This window comes from Streptomyces sp. NPDC055078 (genome assembly GCF_053607985.1).
The window spans coordinates 1-20,334 of record NZ_JBSGUP010000031.1; the positions used below are offsets into that span (position 1 = coordinate 1).

The following is a 20,334-nucleotide window of genomic DNA, read 5'->3' on the forward strand; positions in this document are numbered from 1 at the left end:
GGAGGGCGGTCGCCTCAGAACACGTCGTCCGCCGTGGTGACCCGTGCGCACCGGCCCGCGGCCCACTCCAGTGCCATCCGGTGGTCCCGCTGGGAGAAGTCGGCGACGGCGTCGGCGACCAGGAACGCCTGGATGTCCTGCATCCAGGCGTCGCAGGCGGTCATCAGCACCCCGATATGGGCGTAGACACCGGTGATGACGAGCTGGTCGCGGCCCTGTTCCCGCAGCCGTTCCAGCAGATCGGTGCGGACGAACGCGCTGTACTTCCACTTCGTCAGCACCGCGTCGCCCGGTCCCGGCGCGACCGCCGCCGGGATGGCCGCCGCGTGCTCGTCGGCGGGCAGCCCGGGGCCCCAGAAATCCTGCTGGAGTCCGCGCTCGGCCGGCGTCTGCCCACCGGGCTGTGCCGTGTAGAGCACGGGTACGCCGAGCCGGGCGGCCTCCTTCTTCAGCCGTGCCACCTGGTGCAGCAGGGTCGTCACCGGCTCGGCACGGCTGTCGAACGCCGCCAGGAAGTAGTTCTGCAGATCGTGGACGAGCAGCACCGCACGTGTCGGGTCCACCTGCCAGTCGACCCGGTTGGCGGGCAGTTCCTCCGGCAGGGGCATCGGGTAGGGAGCGATGTCGGGCAGGGCCATGGCGGGAGTTCCGTTCAGGGAAGAGTCGGGGTACGGCGGGAGGTGCCCGGGTACGGCTCGGGTGTGCCGGGCGGGCCCCGGTACGGGTCGGGGTGCGACGGGGGAGGCCGACCCGGCCCGGGGCGTGGAGCCGGGAGGTGTCCCGTACGTACGGGGCGCGTCGAGGTCGGGACCTACGTCGCCGCGCCGGGTGTCGTCCCGACGCGCAGATCCTTCTTGGACACCTTCCCGACACCCGTCTTCGGGAAGGCGTCGACGAACACGACCCGGTCCGGCACCTTGTAGCCCGCCAGACCCCGTTCGCGTACGAACTTCTTGACGGCGAGCGCCTTCACCGGCTCGGCGTCCGCGCGCAGGACGACATAGGCGCAGGTCCGCTCGCCGAGGAACGGGTCGGGCTCGGCGACGACATTGGCGTCGTGCACGGCCGGGTGGGCGAGGAGGTGGTTCTCCACCTCCTCGGCGGCGATCTTCTCGCCGCCCCGGTTGATCTGGTCCTTGGCCCGGCCCTCCACCACCAGATGGCCGCTCTCGGTGACCCGGACCACATCGCCCGTACGGTAGAAGCCGTCCTCGGTGAACGAGCGGGCGTTGTGCTCGGGGGCGTTCCAGTAGCCTCGGATGGTGTAGGGGCCGCGGGTCAGCAGATGGCCGGTGCTGCCCACCGGGAGATCGTTGTCCTCGTCGTCCACGACCCGGATCTCGTCGTCGGGGGAGATGGGCCGCCCCTGGGTGGTGACGATCGTCTCGTGCGGATCGTCGAGCCGGGTGTAGTTCACCAGGCCCTCCGCCATGCCGAAGACCTGTTGCAGCGCACAGCCGAGCGCGGGCCGCACCCGGCGGGCCGCCTCCTCGCTGAACTTCGCGCCGCCCACGAGCAGCACGTCGAGACTGTTCAGGTCGTACGCGGTGCGCGGCGCGGCGTCCGTCCACACCAGGGCGAGCGGCGGGACGAGGCCGGTGATGGTGACCCGTTCGCGCTCGATGAGCGGGAACGCGACATCGGGGACCGGCTGCGGGCAGAGCACCACCCGGCCGCCCGCGTACAGCGCGCCCAGTGAACCCGGCGAGGAGAGCGGGAAGTTGTGCGCGGCGGGCAGGACGCACAGATACACGCTCTGGTTGTCGACCGCGCAGATCTCGTTGGAGCCGCGCAGGGAGTAGATGTAGTCGTCATGGGTGCGCGGGATCAGCTTGGGCACGCCCGTGCTGCCGCCGGAGAGCTGGAGGAAGGCGATATCGCCGGGGGACGGTTCGGGCGGCTCGCGGCCGGGCGGGGGGTCGGCGGGCACATCGGCGAGCGGCTCATGGGCACCGGCCTCGCCCCCGGTGACGAACACCTGCTTCAGCGAGGGGCCCCGGGTACGGACGGCCTCCGCCAGGTTCCGGTAGTCGTATCCGTCGTGGACGGCCGGAATGATGTACGCGACGGCCTCGGTGAAGGAGCAGAAGTAGCCGATCTCCGTCTCGCGGTGCGCGGGCAGCGCGAACACGGGCAGCGCGCCGAGCCGGAACAGCGCGAAGATCACCTCGAAGAACTCGGCGGTGTTCGGGAGCTGGACGACGACCCGGTCACCCCTGCCGATGCCCCGGGCGGTGAACCCGGCGGCCAGCCGGTCCGCCCGTCCGTCCAGTTCGGCGTAGGTCCAGGCGCGGCGCCCGCCGTCGGGGCCGCCCGCCGGGTCGACGACGGCGATCCGGCGCGGGTGTGCCGCCGCCCGCTCGCGCAGCATCCCCCCGAAGGTCTCGCCGCGCCACCAGCCGGCCGCCCGGTAGCGCTCGGCGAACTCCTCGGGCCAGGTGGGCGGTTCGGTGCTCACAGTTCGGCTCCCACGGCGTTCAGGAACGTCCGGAACTTGGCGGCCGTCTCCTCGGTCTCCGCCTCGGGCTCGGAGGCGGCGACCACCCCGGCCCCGGCGTACAGGCGCAGTGTGCGCTTCTCGGCCTCCGCGCAGCGTATGGTGACGACCCATTCGCCGTCGCCCCCGGCGTTGCCCCAGCCGACCATGCCGGTGAAGAAGCCGCGGTCGAACGGCTCGGTCTCCTCGATCACCGTGCGGGCCAGCGCGGTGGGCGTGCCGCAGACGGCGGGGGTCGGATGCAGCGCGCAGGCGATCTCCAGCGCGGACACCTCGGGTCGGCGGAGCGTTCCGGTGACGGTGGTGGACAGATGCCACATGGTGGCCGTCCGGATCAGGGTCGGGCGCGGGGGTACGTCGATGGCCGAGCAGTACGCCGCCATGCCCTGGTGCACGGCGTCGACGACGACGGCGTGTTCATGCAGATCCTTGGCCGACTGGAGGAGCGCCGCCGCGCGCTGTACGTCCTCGGCGAGGTCCGCGCTGCGCGGGGTGGAGCCCGCGAGGGGGTTGGCGACAAGCGTTCTGCCCCGGCGGGAGACCAGCAGTTCGGGGCTGGCGCCGAGCAGGGTCCGGCCGGGTGTGGTGGGCAGGGCGAAGGTGTAGCCGGCGGGGTCCCGGCGGGCGAGCCGCTGGAGCATGGGCGGGATGTCCAGGGGTTCGCTGTGGGTGAGTTCGAGCGTACGGGCCAGCACCACCTTGCTGAACTCGCCCTTCCACATACGGTCCACGGCCGCGGCGACCCCCTTCGCGTACACCTCGGGCGCGGGTTCGGGCCGGATGTCCCACCGGGCCGGCGACGGCCTCTCGGCGGGGAGCGCGATCAGCGGGTCGGCCGCGAGCGGTGGCCCGGTGTGCACGGCCTCCGGGACGACGAGCGCCGGTGGCGCCGACTGGTCGAACGGTACGGCCCCGATCACCACCGGGGACCGGGAGTCGCGCAGGGCGGCGGCCACTCGCCGGGGGAGTGGCTCGTCGCCCTCGGGTATCTCCCGCCGGACTCCTCGCGCCAGCAGTGTGCGGGTCGGGGTGGCGAGGAAGCGGTCGCCCTGGCGGTAGGAGTCGAGCAGATGCGTGGCCGCTCCTACGGCGGGATGCGCCGGCTCGGCCATCGTTGTGTGCGTGGCGACTTCGTGGGCAGCCGTCGACACGGTGGCTCCTCTGGGTCGGGGTGAGGGTACAGACGGGTGTCTACAGGTGTCTAAGGGCATTTACAGGTATCTACGGGTATCTGCGGGTACAGAAAGGTGCGGCCGGGCGTATGCGGATACGGGCGGGTACAGACGGGTGCGGTTCGTGCGTACGGGGTCGGCGGTGCCGGGTGTGGGTCCGGGCCCGGCGGGTGCCGGGCGTGGTGCCGTGGTCTCCCGTCGGCGGACCCGGACCCGGACCCGGACCCGGACCCGGACGCCCGCCGGGTGCGGGTGGCTCAGCGCAGGGTCGCGCCGCCGTCGACGTACAGATCGTGCATGGTGATCTGCCGGGCCCGGTCGGAGGCGAGGAAGACCACGGCGTCCGCGATGTCCTGGGGGTCGGCGATCCGGCCCAGCGGTATCGCGGTGCGGTACGTCCCGGGGTGCGGGTCGCCGTCGATGACGCGGGCGGCGGCGGACTCGTTGGCCCACAGCGCGCGTTGCATGGGGGTGTCCGTGGACCCGGGCGCCACCACATTGCAGCGGATGCCGTCGCGGGCGCTCTCCAGGCCCAGACACTTGGTGAACATGACCGCCGCCGCCTTGGACGCGGCGTAGGCCGCCATCCGGGGGCGGGGGATGCCGGCCGCGTTCGACGCGACCGTCACCACACAGCCGGAGCGCCGGGGTGTCATCCGGGCGACGACGGCTCGTGACATATGGAAGACCCCCGTGGTGTTGACGGCGAAGGTGTCCGCCCAGTCCTGGTCGGTCAGTTCGAGGACGGGGGCCGTGCGCAGGATGCCCGCGACATTGACGAGCAGATCGATCGGGCCGAGGTCGCGTTCGACCCGGCCGACCGTGTCCGCCACGGCCGCCGCGTCGGTGACATCCAGGGGGCAGGCGACCACGCGCCCGGCCGCCGGGTGCTCCTTCAGCTCCTCGGTGAGGGCTGAGGCCACGGCGGAGACCGCCCCGGCGGCGCGGTCGGTCGCCGCGACCGCAGCGCCGAGGTCGGCGAGCGCCCGCGCCACCGCCGCGCCGATGCCTTGGCCGGCCCCGGTGACGAGTGCCACCCGGCCGGCGAACTCCCCGCCGAACGCTCTGTGGTCAGGCATGAGCATCCTCCTTGTTCTTAGGTGAGCCTAACCTAAGTTTATCCGGGGGCCCAGTCCGGGTGCCGGATGGGTGTTCGTGTCGAACTCGCCCGGAGGTGCCCCGACTTCATGGCGGCTTGACGTTGGCTTGGTGGTGACATGGTTAAGGTAGCCTTACCTTAGTTCTTGCCAGGTGTGGCCGTGGTCGGTTCCCTGACTCGTTGGGAGAAGGTGAAGTGGTCACGGTCCCCTCGCACCAGAGCGCGGCCGAGCCCGGAAGCGCTCGGCGGACCCTCTTCAAGGCCCGGGGTGCCCGGGGACGACAGCGCCCGGACGAGCCGCAGCGCCCGGACGGGCCACCGGACCCGGACGGGCCGGGCCCGGCCCCCGGCGGCCACCCGGAGGAACGGTCGCCCGTACGCCGCACCCTCGCGGTGCGGCTCACCGGACTCCTGGTGTCCTGCGCCGCCCTCGCCCTGATCGTCGTCCTCAGCATCGCGCTCGGCACCAAGTCCATCCCCCTCGGCGACGTCGTGGCGGGACTGCTCTCCCCCGACGGGTCCGAGAACGCCGTCATCGTCCAGGACTACCGGCTCACCCGGACCCTCCTCGGCATCGCCGTCGGCGCGGGCCTCGGTCTCTCCGGGGCCGTGATGCAGGCCCTGACGCGCAATCCGCTCGCCGACCCCGGGCTGCTCGGCATCGAATCCGGGGCGTCCGCCGCCGTCGTCATCGCCATCGGCGGACTGGGCGTGACCGGGCTGCTCGGATACGTCTGGTTCGCCTTCGCCGGAGCGATGGTCGTCGCCCTCGTCGTCTACGTCCTCGGCACCACCGGCCGCGGAGCCGCCAGTCCGGTCCGGCTGATCCTCGCCGGGACCGCCGTCAACGCCACGCTGATCGCCGGGATCTCCGCCGTCACCTTCCTGGACGACGAGGCGTTCGGCGAGCTGCGCATGTGGGCCATCGGCACCCTCGCCGGACGCGAGTCGGCCGTACTCCCGCACGTCGTCCCGTTCCTCGTCATCGGCACCGTCATCGCGCTCGGCCTCAGCGGCTCGCTGAACGCCCTCGCCCTCGGCGACGAGGCGGGCAAGGCGCTCGGCGCCCGGGTGGTCCGCACCCGGATCCTCGGCGTGCTCTCCGTGACGCTGCTTTGCGGAGCCGCTACCGCCGCCATCGGCCCGGTCGGCTTCGTCGGCCTGATCGTCCCGCATGTCGCCCGGCTCATCACCGGCCCCGACCACCGCTGGATCCTCGCCTACTGCGTCGTCCTCGCCCCGGCCCTGCTGCTCGGGGCCGATGTCCTCGGCCGGCTCCTGGTCCGGCCCGACGAACTGGCCGTCGGCATCGTCACCGCGGCCATCGGCGCACCGGTCCTCGTCGCCCTCGTCCGTACGCGCAAGGTGCCCCAGCTATGAGCACGACCGAAGAGATCGGCGTCAGCCCCGTCGCGCCCATGGAGAAGCCGCCCACCGCGCGGCAGCTCGTCCCCGGGCGGCGGCTGCGTCTGGCGGGCGGCCGGATCGGGCTGCGGATCGCCGAACGCCCCCTGTACACCGGGCTCGCCCTGCTGGCCGCCCTCCTCACCGTCGCCGTACTGGCGCTCGGCACCGGCGACTTCACCGTCTCGCCCGCCGACGTCGTCCGCACCCTCGTCGGAGCGGGCACCCCCAGTACCGACTACATCGTCAACACCCTGCGGCTGCCGCGCCTGCTCGTCGGGATCGTCGTCGGCGCCGCGCTCGGCGTCAGCGGCGCCATCTTCCAGAGCCTCGCCCGCAACCCCCTCGGCAGCCCCGACATCGTCGGCTTCGAGACCGGCGCGGCGACCGGCGCGCTCTTCCAGATCCTCGTCTTCGGCGGCGGCCCCTTCGCCGTCGCGGCGGGCGCGGTGCTCGGCGGCCTCGGCACGGCGCTCGTGGTGTACGCGCTGGCCTACAAGCGCGGTGTCCAGGGCTACCGGCTGATCCTCGTCGGCATCGCGGCGGGCGCGCTGCTCAGCTCCGTCAACGCCTATCTGATGATCAAGGCGTCGCTGGACGAGGCCCAGGCCGCCGCCGTCTGGCTCACCGGGTCCCTCAACGGCCGCGGCTGGGACCAGTTCGTGCCCGCGGTGATCACTGTCGCGATCCTCCTGCCGCTCTGCCTGCTGCTCGGGCCGCATCTGCGGATGATGGAGGCGGGCGACGCCTCCGCCAAGTCCCTCGGGGTGCCGGTCGAGCGCTCCCGCCTCGTCCTCATCGTACTGGCGGTCCTGCTGTGCGCGACCGCCACAGCCGCCGCGGGCCCGATCGCCTTCGTCGCCCTCGCCGCGCCCCAACTGGCCCGCCGGATCACCCGCAGCGCCGGTGTCACCCTGATCCCGGCCGCGATCATGGGCGCGTTGCTGCTGATCGCGAGCGACTACGCGGCGCAGCGGGTGCTGGCTCCGGTCCAGTTGCCGGTCGGCATCATGACGGCGGCGATCGGCGGTATGTATCTGATGTGGCTGCTGACGCATGAGTGGCGGGCGGGCCGCCGCTAGGGCCTCTCGTTTGGATCTTGCTGGGCTCGCGTGCCCTGGCACCGCACCTCGCCGCGTTGTCGTCAGTCGCCGACGCTCCGCGTGGCCTCCCTCCTCCGCCTTGCGATCCACGGCACCAGACCCCGCTCACTGACCCAGCCTGATCCAAACGAAAGACCCTAGGGCCTGTTCTCAAAGTCGGGGTAGCCGTTGGCCAGTGGTTGGTGACGGTGATGCGGTGCGTGGGCGATGGGCTCGAACGTCCACAGGGCGTCCATCGGGATCGAGAGCTGTCATCGTCCACTGCGTGGGCAGTGTCTCGATCTGTCCGACCGGCCACCCGGCGCCCAGGATTTGTTCGCGAACCTCACACAGCTGCGTGTATGTTCCCACCCGCAGCCCCCACCCCGCCCTGCTGAGGGGATCGAGATCAGTGGTGGGGACCGTAGCGGTTTCGACGACCATCAGATGGTCGTCCCCGCCGACGTCGATGACTGCGATCCGAGGATCAGAAGGGGTTGCAGCGCGCTCGAATGCGAGCGCTGCTCCGAGCAACTCCGTGTAGTACGTAACGAGCCGGTCGAGGTCGGTCGTGGACAGAGTCAGATGGTTGATTCCGAAGAGATCGGGCATGGTGGGCCCACTGTAGTGCAGCCGCTGGACGGCACCTGGGGCGCGATTGAGGTGGTCACAACGCCTGGCGTATCACGGTGAGTTGGGTGATGGCTTCGTAGCGGACAGCGAGCTTGTCGTAGCGTGTCGCGACGCCTCGTGCCTGCTTGAGGAGCCCTATTCGGCACTCGGCTTTGTGTCTGGCCTTGTATCGCTCACGGTCGAAGCCGGGTGGGTGGCCGCCGGTCGAACCCCGGTGTCGGCGATGGCCGGCCTGGTCGCGCTTCTCCGGAACAGTGTGCGGGATCTGCCGCCGGCGCAGGTACTCGCGGATCTTTCGAGAGGAGTAGGCGCGGTCGGCCAGGACGTGAGCGGGTCGGGTACGCGGATGGCCACCGCCGATCCGGCGACGACGGTTCCTTCAAGGGCGCCGACGAAGGCGAGCGAGTACGGGCCGGAGGGCCGGACGGGATCGTTCCCGCCGCGCGGCCCGCGTCGATGAGCTGGACGCAGTGGGTGACGAACTCGTCGTAGCTCCGCTCCACCTCGCGCCCGACGGGATGGTCCTGCCCGGTGAACTCCAGCCGCAGCGCGATCGCCATCCGGGCGAAGTCGCGTCGGTGATCGAGCGGACCATGTCCTGGCTGTCCGGGCTACCGCAGGTTCAACCACCGCTACGAGCGTCATCCCCGCAACTACCTGGCCTTCCTCGGCCGCGCCGCAGCCCTCTGCTGCTACAAACGACTCCTCCGCCTGACCACCTAGGACACGGTCCAAGACCAGGGGGAACAGCGTGAATACGCAGAGCGACCTTGAGGGACTGGGCACGGACGAACTCCACACCCTGATGGTCGAGGCCCTTCAGGAACTGCCCAGTGGACACCCGGTGCGCGTGCTCTGGGACCGCATGGACGAGTTCCTCACCGACGGCGGCCCCGAGGGCATCCCTGCACCTCCACGACCGCGGCGACACGACGCGTTCTGGCTGCCACGGAAACGACAGCACCATGCCTGACCAGCGGAAAGTCAGAGTTTAGCTCCGGAAGGCAACAGGCTCTTAAACCAGAAGGGCGCGGACCCTGTTGACCGGGAGCCTTGCGTGATAGCGTGCAGCCCGTTGCATGCGTATGCAAGACAGAAGGAGGATCTCGTGATTAAGTATTTGAAGCGCGGTAAGGATGCCGCGGTTCGGGCCGAGGATGATTCCAAGGTCCGTCAGACCGTTGAACGCATCCTGGCCGATGTCGAGCGATCCGGAGACCAAGCCGTCCGGAAGTACAGCATCGATTTCGATGAATGGGATCCAGCACAGTTCCGTCTGTCCCAGAAGGAAATTGAAGCGGCAGGCAAGAGCCTTTCGCGCGGTCAAATCGACGACATCAAGTTTGCTCAGCAACAGATCCGCAACTTTGCCCAGATCCAGCGGTCCTCCATGACGGACGTCGAGGTTGAGACGCATCCGGGCGTGATCCTCGGACACAAGAACATCCCGGTCAACGCCGTCGGTTGTTACATTCCCGGTGGAAAGTACCCGCTGGTTGCGGCCGCCCACATGAGCGTTTTGACTGCCAAGGTTGCAGGTGTGCCACGCGTCGTCGCCACCGCGCCACCGTTCCAGGGCGCGCCCCACCCCGCCATCGTGACTGCAATGCACATGGCCGGCGCTGATGAAATCCTGGTCCTGGGAGGTGTCCAGGCCGTAGCTGCAATGGCGCTGGGCACAGAGTCCATCGGTGCTGTGGACATGCTGGTCGGTCCTGGCAATATGTATGTTGCTGAGGCGAAGCGGCTGCTATTCGGCCGTGTCGGCATCGATCTTTTTGCCGGTCCTACCGAGACCCTGGTCATTGCTGACGAGAGTGTCGACGCTGAAATTTGCGCAGTGGATCTCCTTGGACAGGCCGAACACGGCCCCACTACGCCGGCGGTGCTCTTGACCAACAGCGAAAAGCTCGCCAGGGAGACCATGGCCGAAGTCGATCGCCAGTTGACCATTTTGCCCACGGCCGAAGTGGCGCGGAAGAGCTGGGACCACTATGGCGAAGTCATTGTGTGCGACACCTACGAGGAAATGCTCGCTACCGCTGATGACCTGGCCTCTGAACATGTCCAGGTCATGACGAAGGACCCCGACTACTTCTTGAACAACATGACCAATTTCGGCGCGTTGTTTCTTGGAGCTCGCACAAATGTCGCCTATGGCGACAAGGTGATTGGAACCAACCACACTCTGCCAACCAACAGGGCCGCCCGCTATACCGGCGGACTGTGGGTCGGCAAGTTCCTCAAGACCTGCACTTACCAGCGCGTCACGAGTGATGCAGCAAGCGCCGAAATCGGAGAGTACTGCTCACGGCTGTCCCACATGGAGAACTTTGCCGGCCATGGTGAACAAGCGAACATCCGGGTCCGGCGGTACGGCAATCGGGATGACCTCCCCTGGTACCAGCCGGTAGCCGTCACCACCTAACACCTGGCTACATGCTGCTCCCTCGCGGGAGCAGCATGTAGGCCATGCGATTCGGAAGGCAGAACCGTGAGAATAATTCAAAGGCTTACAGAGCCGGAATCTCTTACGGGAAAAGAACTGGGGATAAGCGCGCCCGGCCGAAATGCCACGCATCGTTTCTGACGCAATTCTTGTCACCGGCACCGCTGGGGTGTTGTCCATATCTCAGCTGTTCAACTACCTTCTCCAGGGTGAGCGTGTCGATGTCGGGTTTCCAGGGGCCGCACAAATCGACAAATTCGGCAGCCTCAATTCCACACTCATCGGCGAGGACTGGGGTACTCCGGTCACCAAACTTCCGGGGTCAGGGGCGCCATTGAAGTCATGGCCGGCGCCGGGGAAGTCTTCGTCGTCATGCGCCGACACAATCCGAGAACCTTCGTCGAGCAGCTTGACTTCTGCACTCACCCGGCCCCCACCAGGCGGCGGGCAGCAGCGGAGGGTCGATGCCCACAGGCATGGGGACCGCCAAAGTCATTACTGACCTGGGTGTCCTGACTCGCAACAGCATTGATGAGGTCAGGGATGGGGAGGTCGACACTGTTGTCGGGTTCCTTCGGCAGTTGGTCGAGGCTAGTCGACTGGAACCGGCAAATCTGGAATACGCCTTCTATCAGTGCCCGGAAGACAGGGCCAAACTGGTAATTCTGGAACGGTACGAGGACGAGTCCGGGTTCGCAGTACACCGTGAGACCGAACACTTCCAACGGCTAGGTGTTGGCGAAATCATTCCGCGGCTGCGCATGCGCAAAGTTGAGACGTACGTTGCACCCCCCGTCACATAACCAGCAGGCCAAGGCCCGAGGGAGTTCCCCGGTCAGGCAGTGATTGCCGTCATGGACACCTGTCGTGCCGGCATTGGCGAATGTCGTTCAATAGCAAGGGCTTCATCTCTACAATTGGAGTACCAGAATGGCTTACACCAAAACCAAGGTGGACGTCGCGTCACGGTCCGAGAAGAAGGCCAACTCCCGCGCTTGGGGGGTTGTCGTACTGCTTCTTCTCCTTTTTACCTTGAACTTTGCCGACAAAGCCGTTATTGGGTTCGCGGCGACGCAGCTCACAGAAACCTATGGACTCACTCCTGGCCAGTACGGTCTCGTCAGCAGCGCCTTCTTTTGGCTGTTTGCTGCCGGCGCCATCATTTTGACAGCATTGTCTCGGAAGTTCTCCTATACGTGGGTATCCGGGTTTCTCATGATTTCCTGGCTCTTGACTATGCTGCCCCTGACGGTTCCAACGACGTTTGGAGTCCTGATCGTTTGTCGAGTGCTGCTCGGGTTTTTCGAAGGCCCCGCACTGGCAATCACACAGTCAATTGTCCATGGGTTGTTCCCGCCGGAAAAACGTGCCACCGCTGGCGCTATCGTGGACTCCGGAGCCAACCTAGGCCCCCTTATCTCCGCGCCTATCCTGACTTGGGTGATTCTCACGTGGGGTTGGAATGCCGCGTTCATCGTTCTTTCTGCCGCCAGCGCGATCTGGGTGATCGTATGGTTCCTGTACGTCGACCGCCTTCCCCTCCGTGTCCCCAAGCTCACCACAGAGCCAGCCGAGGAAAAGAAGAAGGCGGATCCGAACGGGGACATCGTGGTCCCATTTTTCCGCCTTCTGATGCTGCCGAGCTTCTGGGGATTGGCCCTGCTTACGTTCGCCGGCTACACGGTGACGTCTCTGAAGGTTTCATGGTTGCCGGTGTTCATGAACAAGGGGCTTGGGTATTCTCAGGAACTTGTCGGTAACTTGATGACGATTCCTTACGCCACGGCAATCATCGTACTACTCGGTACAGGAGCACTGTCCGGGCGCATGCTCCGCCGCGGCTCGTCTTCACGCGTCGCCCGGGGCCTTGTGACGTCGATAACCCTCGTCATCGGCGGGCTTGCCATGATCGCCTTCACCCTCGTTCAGCCGGGTTCGTTGCAGCTGGTCCTGGTGGTCATCGCATTCTCCGTCAACAGCGTGGCGTTCGTCGTCGCGTTCGCCGGGGTATCCGACTTCCTGCCCGCCCACCAGCGCGTGGCGTTCTTCGGCTGCGCCGTGGCGATCTACAGCCTCGCAGGAATCTTCGCGCCCTACGTACTGGGATTGATTGTGGAGGCGGCTCCCGATTTGGTCCACGGATACGCGAATGGCTTCCTCGTCGTGGGCATTGGCGTCTGTGTTACCAGTGTGCTGGGAGGTTTTATGCTCAATCCGGCTAAGGCGCGCAAGAAGCTGGAAAAACTGACAATAATGTATGCGACACGCAAGGATCAGCAAAGGGTTGCTTGATTGTGGCGAGGTTCCGCTGCGCTTCCGCCGGCGCCGACATCTCCGAGTTCGCCACTGCCAATGCGGTCGCGGAGCCGTCACTGCGCGGGCGGACGCCCCGGACCATCGATGCCTATGCGTGGGGGCTGGCCGAGTACCTGGAGATGTGCGAGCGCGAGAACGTCGACCCGCTGACGGCGAACCGGGCCCACATTGCCGTGTACGTAAGGGAGTTGATCTCGCAGCCGAGCCGACGGGGTGCGAATGTGGTCTCGATCGACTCGGGCTCGGGCCTGGCCAACGCCACTATTCAGCAGCGCCCGGTGCCCGTCCGGCTGTTCTACGACTTCCTCATGGAGGACGGGCACCGGCTCCAACCCGGTCGGCCGGGGCCGCTTTACGCCCGGCCGCCGACACCGTGGCGGGCACGAGCGCGGCCTCGTGCCGAGGCTGACGAAACTGCCCTGGATACCCGCCGAGCAGCTGGATGGATGTCCTCGCGATCGCCGCTGAGGAGCCGATACGCAACCGTGTGATGCTTGCCCTCGCCTACGACGCCGCACTGCGCCGCGAGGAACTGTGTTCTCTGCGTACGGACGACCTGCCCCAGCGCACCGATCAGAGAGGTAAGCCGCGTTCATGTCCAGTGCCTATGAGGGTGTGCTCGCCGGGCGCCAGCACACCGGCGGCGACCCGCCCAGTCCGGGGCCGGCACAGTCGCCGCAGCCATCGCCGCCCCCACTCCCGCCAACGCCGTCACCGGCCGCTGCGTTGGCACTACACAGGCCGACCGGGTCGACCACCTCCCCACCTGGACGACGACCTGGGTGTCGATCAGGTCTACGGCGCTGCCCGTGTCGAACTGAGGCTGATCAACCGGCTCCTGCGGGACAACTCCTCTACCGAGGCAACCGGACGGCGCTTGTACGCCAGCGCTGCCGAAGTCTCCTGCCTGGGCAGGCTGGTGCGCCCCGACAACGGTCACGTAGCAGCGACTGAGAGGCACCTCGATGCCGCGCTGCGCGCCTCCCCCAGCTCCTGGGACCACACCGTCGGCGCGACTGCCGCCGCCTTCCGGGCCAACGTGCGCTACGGCAGCGCCGCTTGCGAGCTCCGGAGCGCGATGAACCTGATTGAAGGCGCGCTTGTCCACGTCAGCGTAGTAGGGATATTGAGCATCAGGCGACCATCCCCGACGCGGCAGCAATGGTGCGAAAACCACAGTTTCCGCTAGAGGATTCCGGCGTGTTTGATGTCCGGGCTGCGACACGGTAGCGGTTGCAGTAGGAGTCATGGCAAAGATAGGACCCGCCACGCATTACTCTGCTCGCCCCTCTAGGGGGTTCTGCCACGTTCTGGGTAAATGACTGGTGGTGAGAATCAAGCAGGAACCAGTCAGCGCACCATTCCCACACGTTGCCGACGGCTTCGTAGAGCCCGTATCCATTGGCAGGGAATGATCTGACGGGGGCAGTGCCGAGAAACCCGTCTTCGGCTGTGTTTTCTTGGGGGAAGCTACCCTGCCAGATATTGCACAGGTGCTCGCCTTCGGGGCCGTAGAGCGTGTCCCCCCACGGGTATCTCTTGCCGTTCAATCCTCCCCTGGCAGCATATTCCCACTCAGCCTCGGTCGGAAGGCGTCGTCCGGCCCAACGGCAATAAGCCAATGCGTCGTTATGAGAGATGTGGACGGTTGGATGATCAGGTATCTTCTCCCAATCTGAGTCAGGTCCTGCGGGGTGTGCCCAGTCGGCTCCTTGAACGTTCAGCCACCACGGCGCCTCAGCAGCGGGGCCGAGTACATGGGAGGGCGGTGCGCGTACGAGGAGGCGAAAAACAGCGGACGAGCCATACACTTCGGCATCGGTTTCGTATCCAGTGGCGGCGATGAATTCGGCGAACATGCTATTGGTGACTGCGGTGGCGTCAATACTGATTGAGTCAATCTCAACCTGGCGTACAGGAGTTTCCCCGTCGGCTGGGTACCCTTCGCCAAAGGCATCGCCCATCTGGAACGTACCCGCAGGGATGGTCACATCCGTAGAATGAGGACCCATCCTGGACGGTGCGCCACTGGACGATCGAACGGGGAAGTCGAAGAGTTGCCTCTTCGAACCGTCAGGGGTGCAGCAGCTTTTGCCCTCGTACTGGGGATCGGAGTGACGTGCACCCATGAGCAGACCTGCTTTCCGAGGCTTAGATCGAACGGCACATGAGGGCTCGGGAAAATAGCGAAGGAACTGGGTCCGCCTGGCCAGCTGAGCAGAAGGTCTTGCCCACGTTCGACTGTCAGGGAGGATAGGCTTTGATTAGCTTGATCCCAGCCATGATTAGTCAGCTCTCAGAAGTATGAGCTTTCTCGTAAAGAATGGGTTCGGCGATCCGGGGAGTATCACCTCCGGATCGCCCGCACCTGGCTTACTCCTCTGTGAGTGCCCGCTTGGTTTCGGCTGTGGCATCGTTGCCTGCCGAGCCGTCGAGGACGATGGAGACGTGGTGCAGCTGACCGTTGAAAGTAAAGGGGTGCGAATAGGCTTCGCTTACCAATGATGCTCCATCACGGCCGCAGTGGAGTCCGCCAGCGAGGCCGGCCACCGGCCATGTGCGATGAATTTCGGCTGAGGCATCAATGGCTCCATTGATGAGCAGATGAGCTACTCCTCCGCCAGTACCGTTGGATTCGAAACGCAGCTCCAAAACGGTGCGGGTATGGGATTCAAGCGTGCTTGTACTGCTGATTTTGGTACGTTCCCGGTCATCGTATGAATACTCGAAGATGAGTTTCCCTTCCTGGACGTACAGGACCAATCCGCCGAATCGAGAGCCGATGGAGAGGAGAACACCCTCCGTGGCCTCGCCTTCCACGATATCCGCGACTGCCGTCACCGTGTAGGAGCGATTTGTGATGTCCGGAACGTGGTAGCGATCCAGGCGGGACATTTTGGGATAGAAACGGTAATGACTGCGGGCACGCTTTGCGATGGCGGCTGCTGCCCGTTCGTACTCTCGGTCATCCAATGGAAGCACCTGGTGCTTGCGTGCTTCTACCCACCACTGGTCGACGAGGGCCTTGAGTAGTTCCGGACGCTTAGTTGCGAGATCATGGCATTCGGAGAAGTCCTCCGCGAGGTGGTACAGCTCCCACTCATCGTTCTCGAATGGGGTGCCCTTTTCATGGAGGGCTACCGCCTTCCACCCGTCCCGCCACAGCCCGCGGTCGCCGAGCATCTCGTAGTATTGGATGTGCTTGCGGGTGGGAGCATCGGCGTCGTCGAGCGTGTATGCCATGCTGACGCCGTGAATGGGCATCTGCGCTTTGCCGCGACATTGTGCAGGGAACTGCGATCCGATCATGTCCATAATGGTCGGTACCACATCGACGACGTGGTGGTACTGGCTACGGACGGCTCCGTGATCTGCGATCCCGGAGGGCCAGTGCACGATGAACGGATCACGGACACCGCCTCCGTGGACATCCTTTTTGTACCATTTCAGGGGCGTGTTGCTTACTTGCGCCCAACCCATTGGGTAGTGGTTGTAGGTATGGTCGCTGCCTAGGTCACCAATGGCCGCAATTTTGTCCTCAATCGTCTCGGTGCCGTAAACGAGGTTCTTGCGCGCGTTGACTGCACCGTCCGGTCCACCCTCGGGTGAGGCGCCGTTGTCGGAGACGAGGACGATGATGGTGTTTTCGAGACTGTCGATTTCCGACAGGTAGTCGAGCAGCCTGCCGATCTGTGCATCTGTGTGCTCGATCATTCCTGCATAGACTTCTTGCATCCTGGCAAAGAGCCGCTTGCGATTGTCATCCAAGTCGTCCCAGGCTTCGACGCCTCGGTTGCGGGGGGTCAAGTCTGTATTCTCCGGCACGACGCCGAGCGCTTTCTGGCGCAGGAGTCGATCTTCCCGGACACTGTCCCATCCCTTGTTGTACTTTCCCTTGTACCTGGAGATGTACTCTTCTGGTGCCTGATGGGGCCAGTGGGCTGCACCCAAGGCCAGATAAAGAAAGTACGGACGTTCCCCGTCACTGGCCTTGCAGTCACGGATGTAGTCGATCGAATGGTCAACGAGATCCTCGGTGAGGTGATATCCCGGCTCGTAAGCCCGGTCAATCGTGTGATTGTCCTCGAAAAGCTCTGGGTGCCACGAATCCGCAAGCGCGCCGTGGAATCCGTACCACCGGTCGAACCCCTTCTGGAGTGGCCAATCGGAAAATGGGCCAGATGGGATGGCATCTGCCTGTGGCATGACATGCCATTTACCGACGGCCATCGTGGCATATTCGTCGGCCTGAAGGATTTCGGCGATCGTCGCGGCCCGGGGGTCAATGCGACCGGTGTAGCCGGGATCCGTGGTTGCCCATTCGGTGATCATGCCCATCCCCACGGCGTGATGCTGTCGTCCGGTCAGCAGTGACGCGCGGGTCGGGGAGCACATCGCGGTGGTATGAAAGTTGGTGTAACGTACACCGCCGTTTGCCAAGCGGTCCATGTTTGGCGTGGCAATCTCGGATCCATAGCACCCAATATCCGCGTAGCCGACATCGTCAAGTACAACGAAAATGATGTTGGGGCGAGCGCTGGCTGGGGACGCTGCTTCCTGCAGCAATGCGCGAGAATCGGGCGTGATTGACGTTGGCATGAGGGTCTCCGTTGAAGAGATGCACATCTTGCACCGACTCCCGTGGGATCCGGTTGTTGCTCGACCCGTGCTCGCGTGACGAGGGGCTCGGGCATGGGGTGGCACGAGCATAGCCACGACAGCATACGTATGCAAGACCTCGAAGCGATGCATGCGGACAGGCCCTGCCAATCGGTCTGCGACGGGCCGATCAGGCGAGGTTTCCCGCTATCGGCCTTCGGGCTTGCGGCATGAGCTGCGGACGACAAGATCGCCTGGAATGACGATGTGCTCGGGTTCCGAGTTGGGGTTTTCAGTGACCTTTTGCAGAATCGAGATCACCGCGTCGATCATGCGTGGCACCGGTTGGGAGTAGGTTGTCAGGTCGTAGCTGAGCCAAGAGGCGGGCCCGGAGTCGTCGAATCCTACGACCGAGATATCCTGAGGAACCCTCAACCCGCAATGGAAGCGGATGGCATCCATGACTGCGAACGCCATGAAGTCATTGGCGCAAAAAATTGCGTCTGGTGCGAAGTCTGAACCGCTGAGTAGCCGTTCAGTTTCATTCGCCGAGATGGTGAAGTCGTAGTCGCCGGCAATGCGCTGAAAGGACACGCCGTCGTGGGAATTAACCGTGGTGAGCAAGCCGCGCTCACGTTCCAGGCTGGTCGATGTTGTTTCCGGTCCCGCCACGTACAGAATCTTTGAATGCCCCGCGGCAATCACATATTCGATGAGTTCGGCCGCCCCGGCTTCATTGTCGGTGGTGACAGTGGAGCAACTGTCCGCTTCGGTCGTGCGGTTGACGAGAACCACAGGTATGCCGTTGGCCTGACAGCTGTCGGCGAGGGAAGAGGACAGGCTGACTGAAGCCATTACCAGGGCATCAAGCCTGAGGTTGATGACCTGTTGCAGCAGGACATCCGGATCCGTTTCTTCCGAAAGTGTGAACAGGAGGACGTGGTACCCGATCTCCTGCAATGAGTTGGAGAGATGTTCGACGATAGAAGCGTAGAACGGGTTGGCGAAGTCTCCGACGGCCAGGCCAATGATGTTCGTACGACCCGTCATCAGAGACCGGGCAATGAGGTTCGGTCGATAACCGAGCTTGGCTGCGGCAGCCTCGACCCGGGCCCGCGTAGCCTTACCGACGCTCGCGCCCTTCGTATAGGTGCGGGATACGGCAGATTGAGAGACTCCTGCCAGATTCGCCACGTCGATCGAGGTTGCCGGCGTCCGTGGTCTCCCTGTCATTGTTCCCTCTCCTCGCGATCAGCTGATTCAGCCGTACACAATTCTATCCGAGCCTCCGACGCGGCAGGTATCCGGCCGACTGGCCTCGATCTTTCGTGATGGCTCGTCAGTGCTTCTGGCGGGCCGTCCCGGCGTGTTGGGTGAGGGCGGGCAGGCTGAGGGCCTGGCTGGGTGGGCGGCCGGTTCCACGGTTCCGGCAGGGGGTGCGGGTTCGTCGGGACAGGTGAAGTATCTGGTCAACCGGGTTCGGGAGGGCTTCGAGCCGTTGGATCGCGACGGTGATCACGTGGGTCCAGGGCCAGTGCGCCGCGAATCCGAGATGTCGGCGGCGGGCCGTGGTGATGAGCTGGGCGGCGGCGGAGAACAGGCGGGGCCGCAGGCGGCGGGGCTCCCAGAGCCGGGGTTTCCCGGTCAGGGCGAGCATCGGCATCCACGCGAGCAGGTCGAGGGCGATCTGGACGATCTCCAGCCAGATCTGGTTCTGGGCGGTGTCGTGCAGGGGCAGGTTGCGCGGGCCGGTGGCGCGGACGCTTCGGATGCGGTCCTCGGCTCGGGCGCGTTGACGGTGGCGGAGTTCGAGGGCGGCCATCGGCTCGCTGGTGTTGTTGGTGGCGGAGCAGGTCAGCCGCAGCCCGTCGGCATCGGTGAAGCGCAACTGGGCCCCGGGATGCGGTCGTTCCTTGCGCACGATCAGCCGCATGCCCGCCGGCGTCCCGGCTTCACCCCGCACTTGGGCTGGGGCTCCATGGCCGCCCTCGACGGCGACTCCCTCGCCAGGAGCATGAGCCAGCAGTCCACGGTTCCGTGGGGTCTGTTCCGCATGGAGCCCTATCCGGCCCTGATCGAGGTTGAGGCAGTGGCTGAGGAGCGGGATCTGGGGCGGAGCCCCAGGGGAGGGGGCCGGGCAGGACGGCAGGGCCGCGCGCCAAGGGGTTTGGTCCCGGGGGTCACCAAGGGCCCGGCCCTTGGAAGGGTGCCGGGCCCGGTGGGTGCGAGGGGTCAGTCGTCGTCCTCGGGCTCGTGGTGGTCCAGGTTCACCACCCCGCGCTTCCAGAAGCCGTCGACGTCGGTGTACTCGCGGTTCAGGCCGAGGTCCTTGTGCAGATAGCGGCGGATCGGCTTCAGTTCGCCCGCCTCACCGGCGATCCAGATGAAGGGCTGACCGGGCAGGAACTCGACGCTCCTGACGGCGCGTTCCATCAGATCGCCCTCGCCGTGGGCGAGCCCGTCGCGGTGCAGCCAGACGATCTCGGCGTTGGCGCGCGTGGGCACGGGGTGTTCCTCGCCTGCGTCGTCGACCAGCAGGAAGACCTTCGCGGGTACGCCATCGGGCAGCTCCGCCAGCATGCGGCAGATCGCCGGGATCGCGGTCTCGTCGCCCGCGAACAGATACCAGTCGAACACCCACGGGGTGAGGATGGAGCCGCGCGGCCCGGCCACCCCGAGCTTCTGGCCCGGCCGGGCCTGTTCGGCCCAGACGGAGGCGACGCCCTTGCCGTGGAGGACGAAGTCCAGGTCGAGTTCCCCCGCTTCGGCGTCGTAGCGGCGGGTGGTGTAGTCGCGGGAGACGGGGAACGGGGGCTCGGCCGGGAACTCCAGACCGTCGCCGTCGTCGGCGATCCTCGGGAGCACCGGCAGTTCGGCGCCCGGCTCGGGGAAGAAGCACTTCACATGGTCGGCGGGGGACCGGTCGATGAAGCCCGCCAGCTCCGGGCCGCCCAGGGTGACCCGGAGCATCCGGGGGGTGACCCGGGTGACCCGCAGGACGTCGAGCGTACGGACGGTGATGTCGTGGTAGACGACCTCGATGTCCGGCAGATTGCTGGTTTCCACGCTGATCGACTCGCTTC

18 protein-coding genes and 2 pseudogenes are annotated in these 20,334 nt (G+C 65.8%); 9 read left to right on the forward strand and 11 right to left on the reverse strand.

Annotated elements, in window-relative coordinates; all coding sequences use genetic code 11:
• Positions 1 to 14 precede the first annotated feature (14 nt).
• From ACWF94_RS04925 to ACWF94_RS04940, 4 genes are all read right to left on the reverse strand, one after another.
• Positions 15 to 638 carry an isochorismatase family protein gene (locus tag ACWF94_RS04925; RefSeq protein ID WP_453484743.1) on the reverse strand — a complete coding sequence of 208 codons (624 nt, stop codon included), beginning with the start codon at positions 636 to 638 and terminating at the stop codon, positions 15 to 17.
• 173 nt (positions 639 to 811) lie between these two features.
• Entirely contained in the window at positions 812 to 2,458 is a 1,647-nt protein-coding gene (locus tag ACWF94_RS04930) for a (2,3-dihydroxybenzoyl)adenylate synthase (protein WP_453484744.1), read from the reverse strand.
• Positions 2,455 to 3,609, reverse strand: coding sequence for an isochorismate synthase (locus tag ACWF94_RS04935; protein ID WP_453484776.1), 1,155 nt, complete (start codon positions 3,607 to 3,609; stop codon positions 2,455 to 2,457). Before ACWF94_RS04935 ends, ACWF94_RS04930 begins: the two co-directional genes overlap by 4 nt.
• A gap of 317 nt (positions 3,610 to 3,926) precedes the next feature.
• Positions 3,927 to 4,748 carry a 2,3-dihydro-2,3-dihydroxybenzoate dehydrogenase gene (locus tag ACWF94_RS04940; RefSeq protein WP_453484746.1) on the reverse strand — a complete coding sequence of 274 codons (822 nt, stop codon included), beginning with the start codon at positions 4,746 to 4,748 and terminating at the stop codon, positions 3,927 to 3,929.
• Positions 4,749 to 5,161: 413 nt separating this feature from the next.
• On the opposite strand from ACWF94_RS04940, the gene ACWF94_RS04945 reads away from it, so the two are divergent.
• Together ACWF94_RS04945 and ACWF94_RS04950 are read left to right on the forward strand one after the other, a co-directional pair.
• Positions 5,162 to 6,148 (forward strand): FecCD family ABC transporter permease, encoded by a 987-nt coding sequence (locus ACWF94_RS04945; RefSeq protein ID WP_453484778.1) that lies wholly within the window; start codon positions 5,162 to 5,164, stop codon positions 6,146 to 6,148.
• Positions 6,145 to 7,254 (forward strand): FecCD family ABC transporter permease, encoded by a 1,110-nt coding sequence (locus ACWF94_RS04950; protein ID WP_453484748.1) that lies wholly within the window; start codon positions 6,145 to 6,147, stop codon positions 7,252 to 7,254. The genes ACWF94_RS04945 and ACWF94_RS04950 overlap by 4 nt, the downstream gene beginning before the upstream one ends.
• A gap of 171 nt (positions 7,255 to 7,425) precedes the next feature.
• On the opposite strand, the gene ACWF94_RS04955 is transcribed toward ACWF94_RS04950, so the two are convergent.
• A complete protein-coding gene (locus ACWF94_RS04955; protein WP_453484750.1) occupies positions 7,426 to 7,866 on the reverse strand; it encodes a VOC family protein in 441 nt (146 codons plus the stop codon).
• 55 nt (positions 7,867 to 7,921) lie between these two features.
• On the reverse strand, positions 7,922 to 8,248 hold the full coding sequence (locus ACWF94_RS04960) for a transposase (RefSeq protein WP_453484779.1): 327 nt from the start codon (positions 8,246 to 8,248) through the stop codon (positions 7,922 to 7,924).
• Between the two features lie 217 nt (positions 8,249 to 8,465).
• Between ACWF94_RS04960 and ACWF94_RS04965 the strand changes: the two are divergent.
• From ACWF94_RS04965 to ACWF94_RS04995, 7 genes and pseudogenes are all read left to right on the forward strand, one after another.
• Positions 8,466 to 8,610 (forward strand): annotated as a pseudogene (locus ACWF94_RS04965) (IS5/IS1182 family transposase); the annotation flags it as partial.
• 28 nt (positions 8,611 to 8,638) lie between these two features.
• Positions 8,639 to 8,860 carry a hypothetical protein gene (locus ACWF94_RS04970; protein WP_453484752.1) on the forward strand — a complete coding sequence of 74 codons (222 nt, stop codon included), beginning with the start codon at positions 8,639 to 8,641 and terminating at the stop codon, positions 8,858 to 8,860.
• Positions 8,861 to 8,995: 135 nt separating this feature from the next.
• Positions 8,996 to 10,315, forward strand: a complete 1,320-nt coding sequence (gene hisD / locus ACWF94_RS04975) for a histidinol dehydrogenase (RefSeq protein WP_453484754.1) — start codon at positions 8,996 to 8,998, stop codon at positions 10,313 to 10,315.
• A gap of 142 nt (positions 10,316 to 10,457) precedes the next feature.
• Positions 10,458 to 10,838 carry a CoA-transferase gene (locus ACWF94_RS04980; protein WP_453484756.1) on the forward strand — a complete coding sequence of 127 codons (381 nt, stop codon included), beginning with the start codon at positions 10,458 to 10,460 and terminating at the stop codon, positions 10,836 to 10,838.
• A complete protein-coding gene (locus ACWF94_RS04985; protein WP_453484758.1) occupies positions 10,813 to 11,139 on the forward strand; it encodes a putative quinol monooxygenase in 327 nt (108 codons plus the stop codon). Before ACWF94_RS04980 ends, ACWF94_RS04985 begins: the two co-directional genes overlap by 26 nt.
• Positions 11,140 to 11,266: 127 nt before the next feature.
• On the forward strand, positions 11,267 to 12,628 hold the full coding sequence (locus ACWF94_RS04990; RefSeq protein WP_453484760.1) for an MFS transporter: 1,362 nt from the start codon (positions 11,267 to 11,269) through the stop codon (positions 12,626 to 12,628).
• A gap of 2 nt (positions 12,629 to 12,630) precedes the next feature.
• Positions 12,631 to 13,143 carry a hypothetical protein gene (locus ACWF94_RS04995; RefSeq protein WP_453484762.1) on the forward strand — a complete coding sequence of 171 codons (513 nt, stop codon included), beginning with the start codon at positions 12,631 to 12,633 and terminating at the stop codon, positions 13,141 to 13,143.
• Positions 13,144 to 13,785: 642 nt separating this feature from the next.
• Here ACWF94_RS04995 and ACWF94_RS05000 read toward each other — a convergent pair.
• The 5 genes and pseudogenes from ACWF94_RS05000 to ACWF94_RS05020 form a co-directional block, all read right to left on the reverse strand.
• Positions 13,786 to 14,781, reverse strand: a complete 996-nt coding sequence (locus tag ACWF94_RS05000; RefSeq protein ID WP_453484764.1) for a formylglycine-generating enzyme family protein — start codon at positions 14,779 to 14,781, stop codon at positions 13,786 to 13,788.
• A 244-nt stretch (positions 14,782 to 15,025) separates the two neighbouring features.
• Positions 15,026 to 17,251 (reverse strand): arylsulfatase, encoded by a 2,226-nt coding sequence (locus ACWF94_RS05005; protein WP_453484766.1) that lies wholly within the window; start codon positions 17,249 to 17,251, stop codon positions 15,026 to 15,028.
• A gap of 207 nt (positions 17,252 to 17,458) precedes the next feature.
• On the reverse strand, positions 17,459 to 18,445 hold the full coding sequence (locus ACWF94_RS05010; protein WP_453484768.1) for a LacI family DNA-binding transcriptional regulator: 987 nt from the start codon (positions 18,443 to 18,445) through the stop codon (positions 17,459 to 17,461).
• A 280-nt stretch (positions 18,446 to 18,725) separates the two neighbouring features.
• Positions 18,726 to 19,199, reverse strand: a pseudogene (locus ACWF94_RS05015) (transposase); the annotation flags it as partial.
• Between the two features lie 284 nt (positions 19,200 to 19,483).
• Complete coding sequence (locus tag ACWF94_RS05020) at positions 19,484 to 20,317, reverse strand: siderophore-interacting protein (RefSeq protein WP_453484770.1); 834 nt, start codon at positions 20,315 to 20,317, stop codon at positions 19,484 to 19,486.
• Positions 20,318 to 20,334 lie beyond the last annotated feature (17 nt).

Coding starts and splice junctions, on each gene's coding strand:
- ACWF94_RS04925 (WP_453484743.1), bottom strand. CDS start 638: ATGGCCCTGCCCGACATCGCTCCCTACCCGATGCCCCTGCCGGAGGAA.
- ACWF94_RS04935 (WP_453484776.1), bottom strand. CDS start 3,609: ATGGCCGAGCCGGCGCATCCCGCCGTAGGAGCGGCCACGCATCTGCTC.
- ACWF94_RS04940 (WP_453484746.1), bottom strand. CDS start 4,748: ATGCCTGACCACAGAGCGTTCGGCGGGGAGTTCGCCGGCCGGGTGGCA.
- ACWF94_RS04950 (WP_453484748.1), top strand. CDS start 6,145: ATGAGCACGACCGAAGAGATCGGCGTCAGCCCCGTCGCGCCCATGGAG.
- ACWF94_RS04955 (WP_453484750.1), bottom strand. CDS start 7,866: ATGCCCGATCTCTTCGGAATCAACCATCTGACTCTGTCCACGACCGAC.
- ACWF94_RS04980 (WP_453484756.1), top strand. CDS start 10,458: ATGCCACGCATCGTTTCTGACGCAATTCTTGTCACCGGCACCGCTGGG.
- ACWF94_RS04985 (WP_453484758.1), top strand. CDS start 10,813: ATGGGGACCGCCAAAGTCATTACTGACCTGGGTGTCCTGACTCGCAAC.
- ACWF94_RS04990 (WP_453484760.1), top strand. CDS start 11,267: ATGGCTTACACCAAAACCAAGGTGGACGTCGCGTCACGGTCCGAGAAG.
- ACWF94_RS05000 (WP_453484764.1), bottom strand. CDS start 14,781: ATGGGTGCACGTCACTCCGATCCCCAGTACGAGGGCAAAAGCTGCTGC.
- ACWF94_RS05005 (WP_453484766.1), bottom strand. CDS start 17,251: ATGCCAACGTCAATCACGCCCGATTCTCGCGCATTGCTGCAGGAAGCA.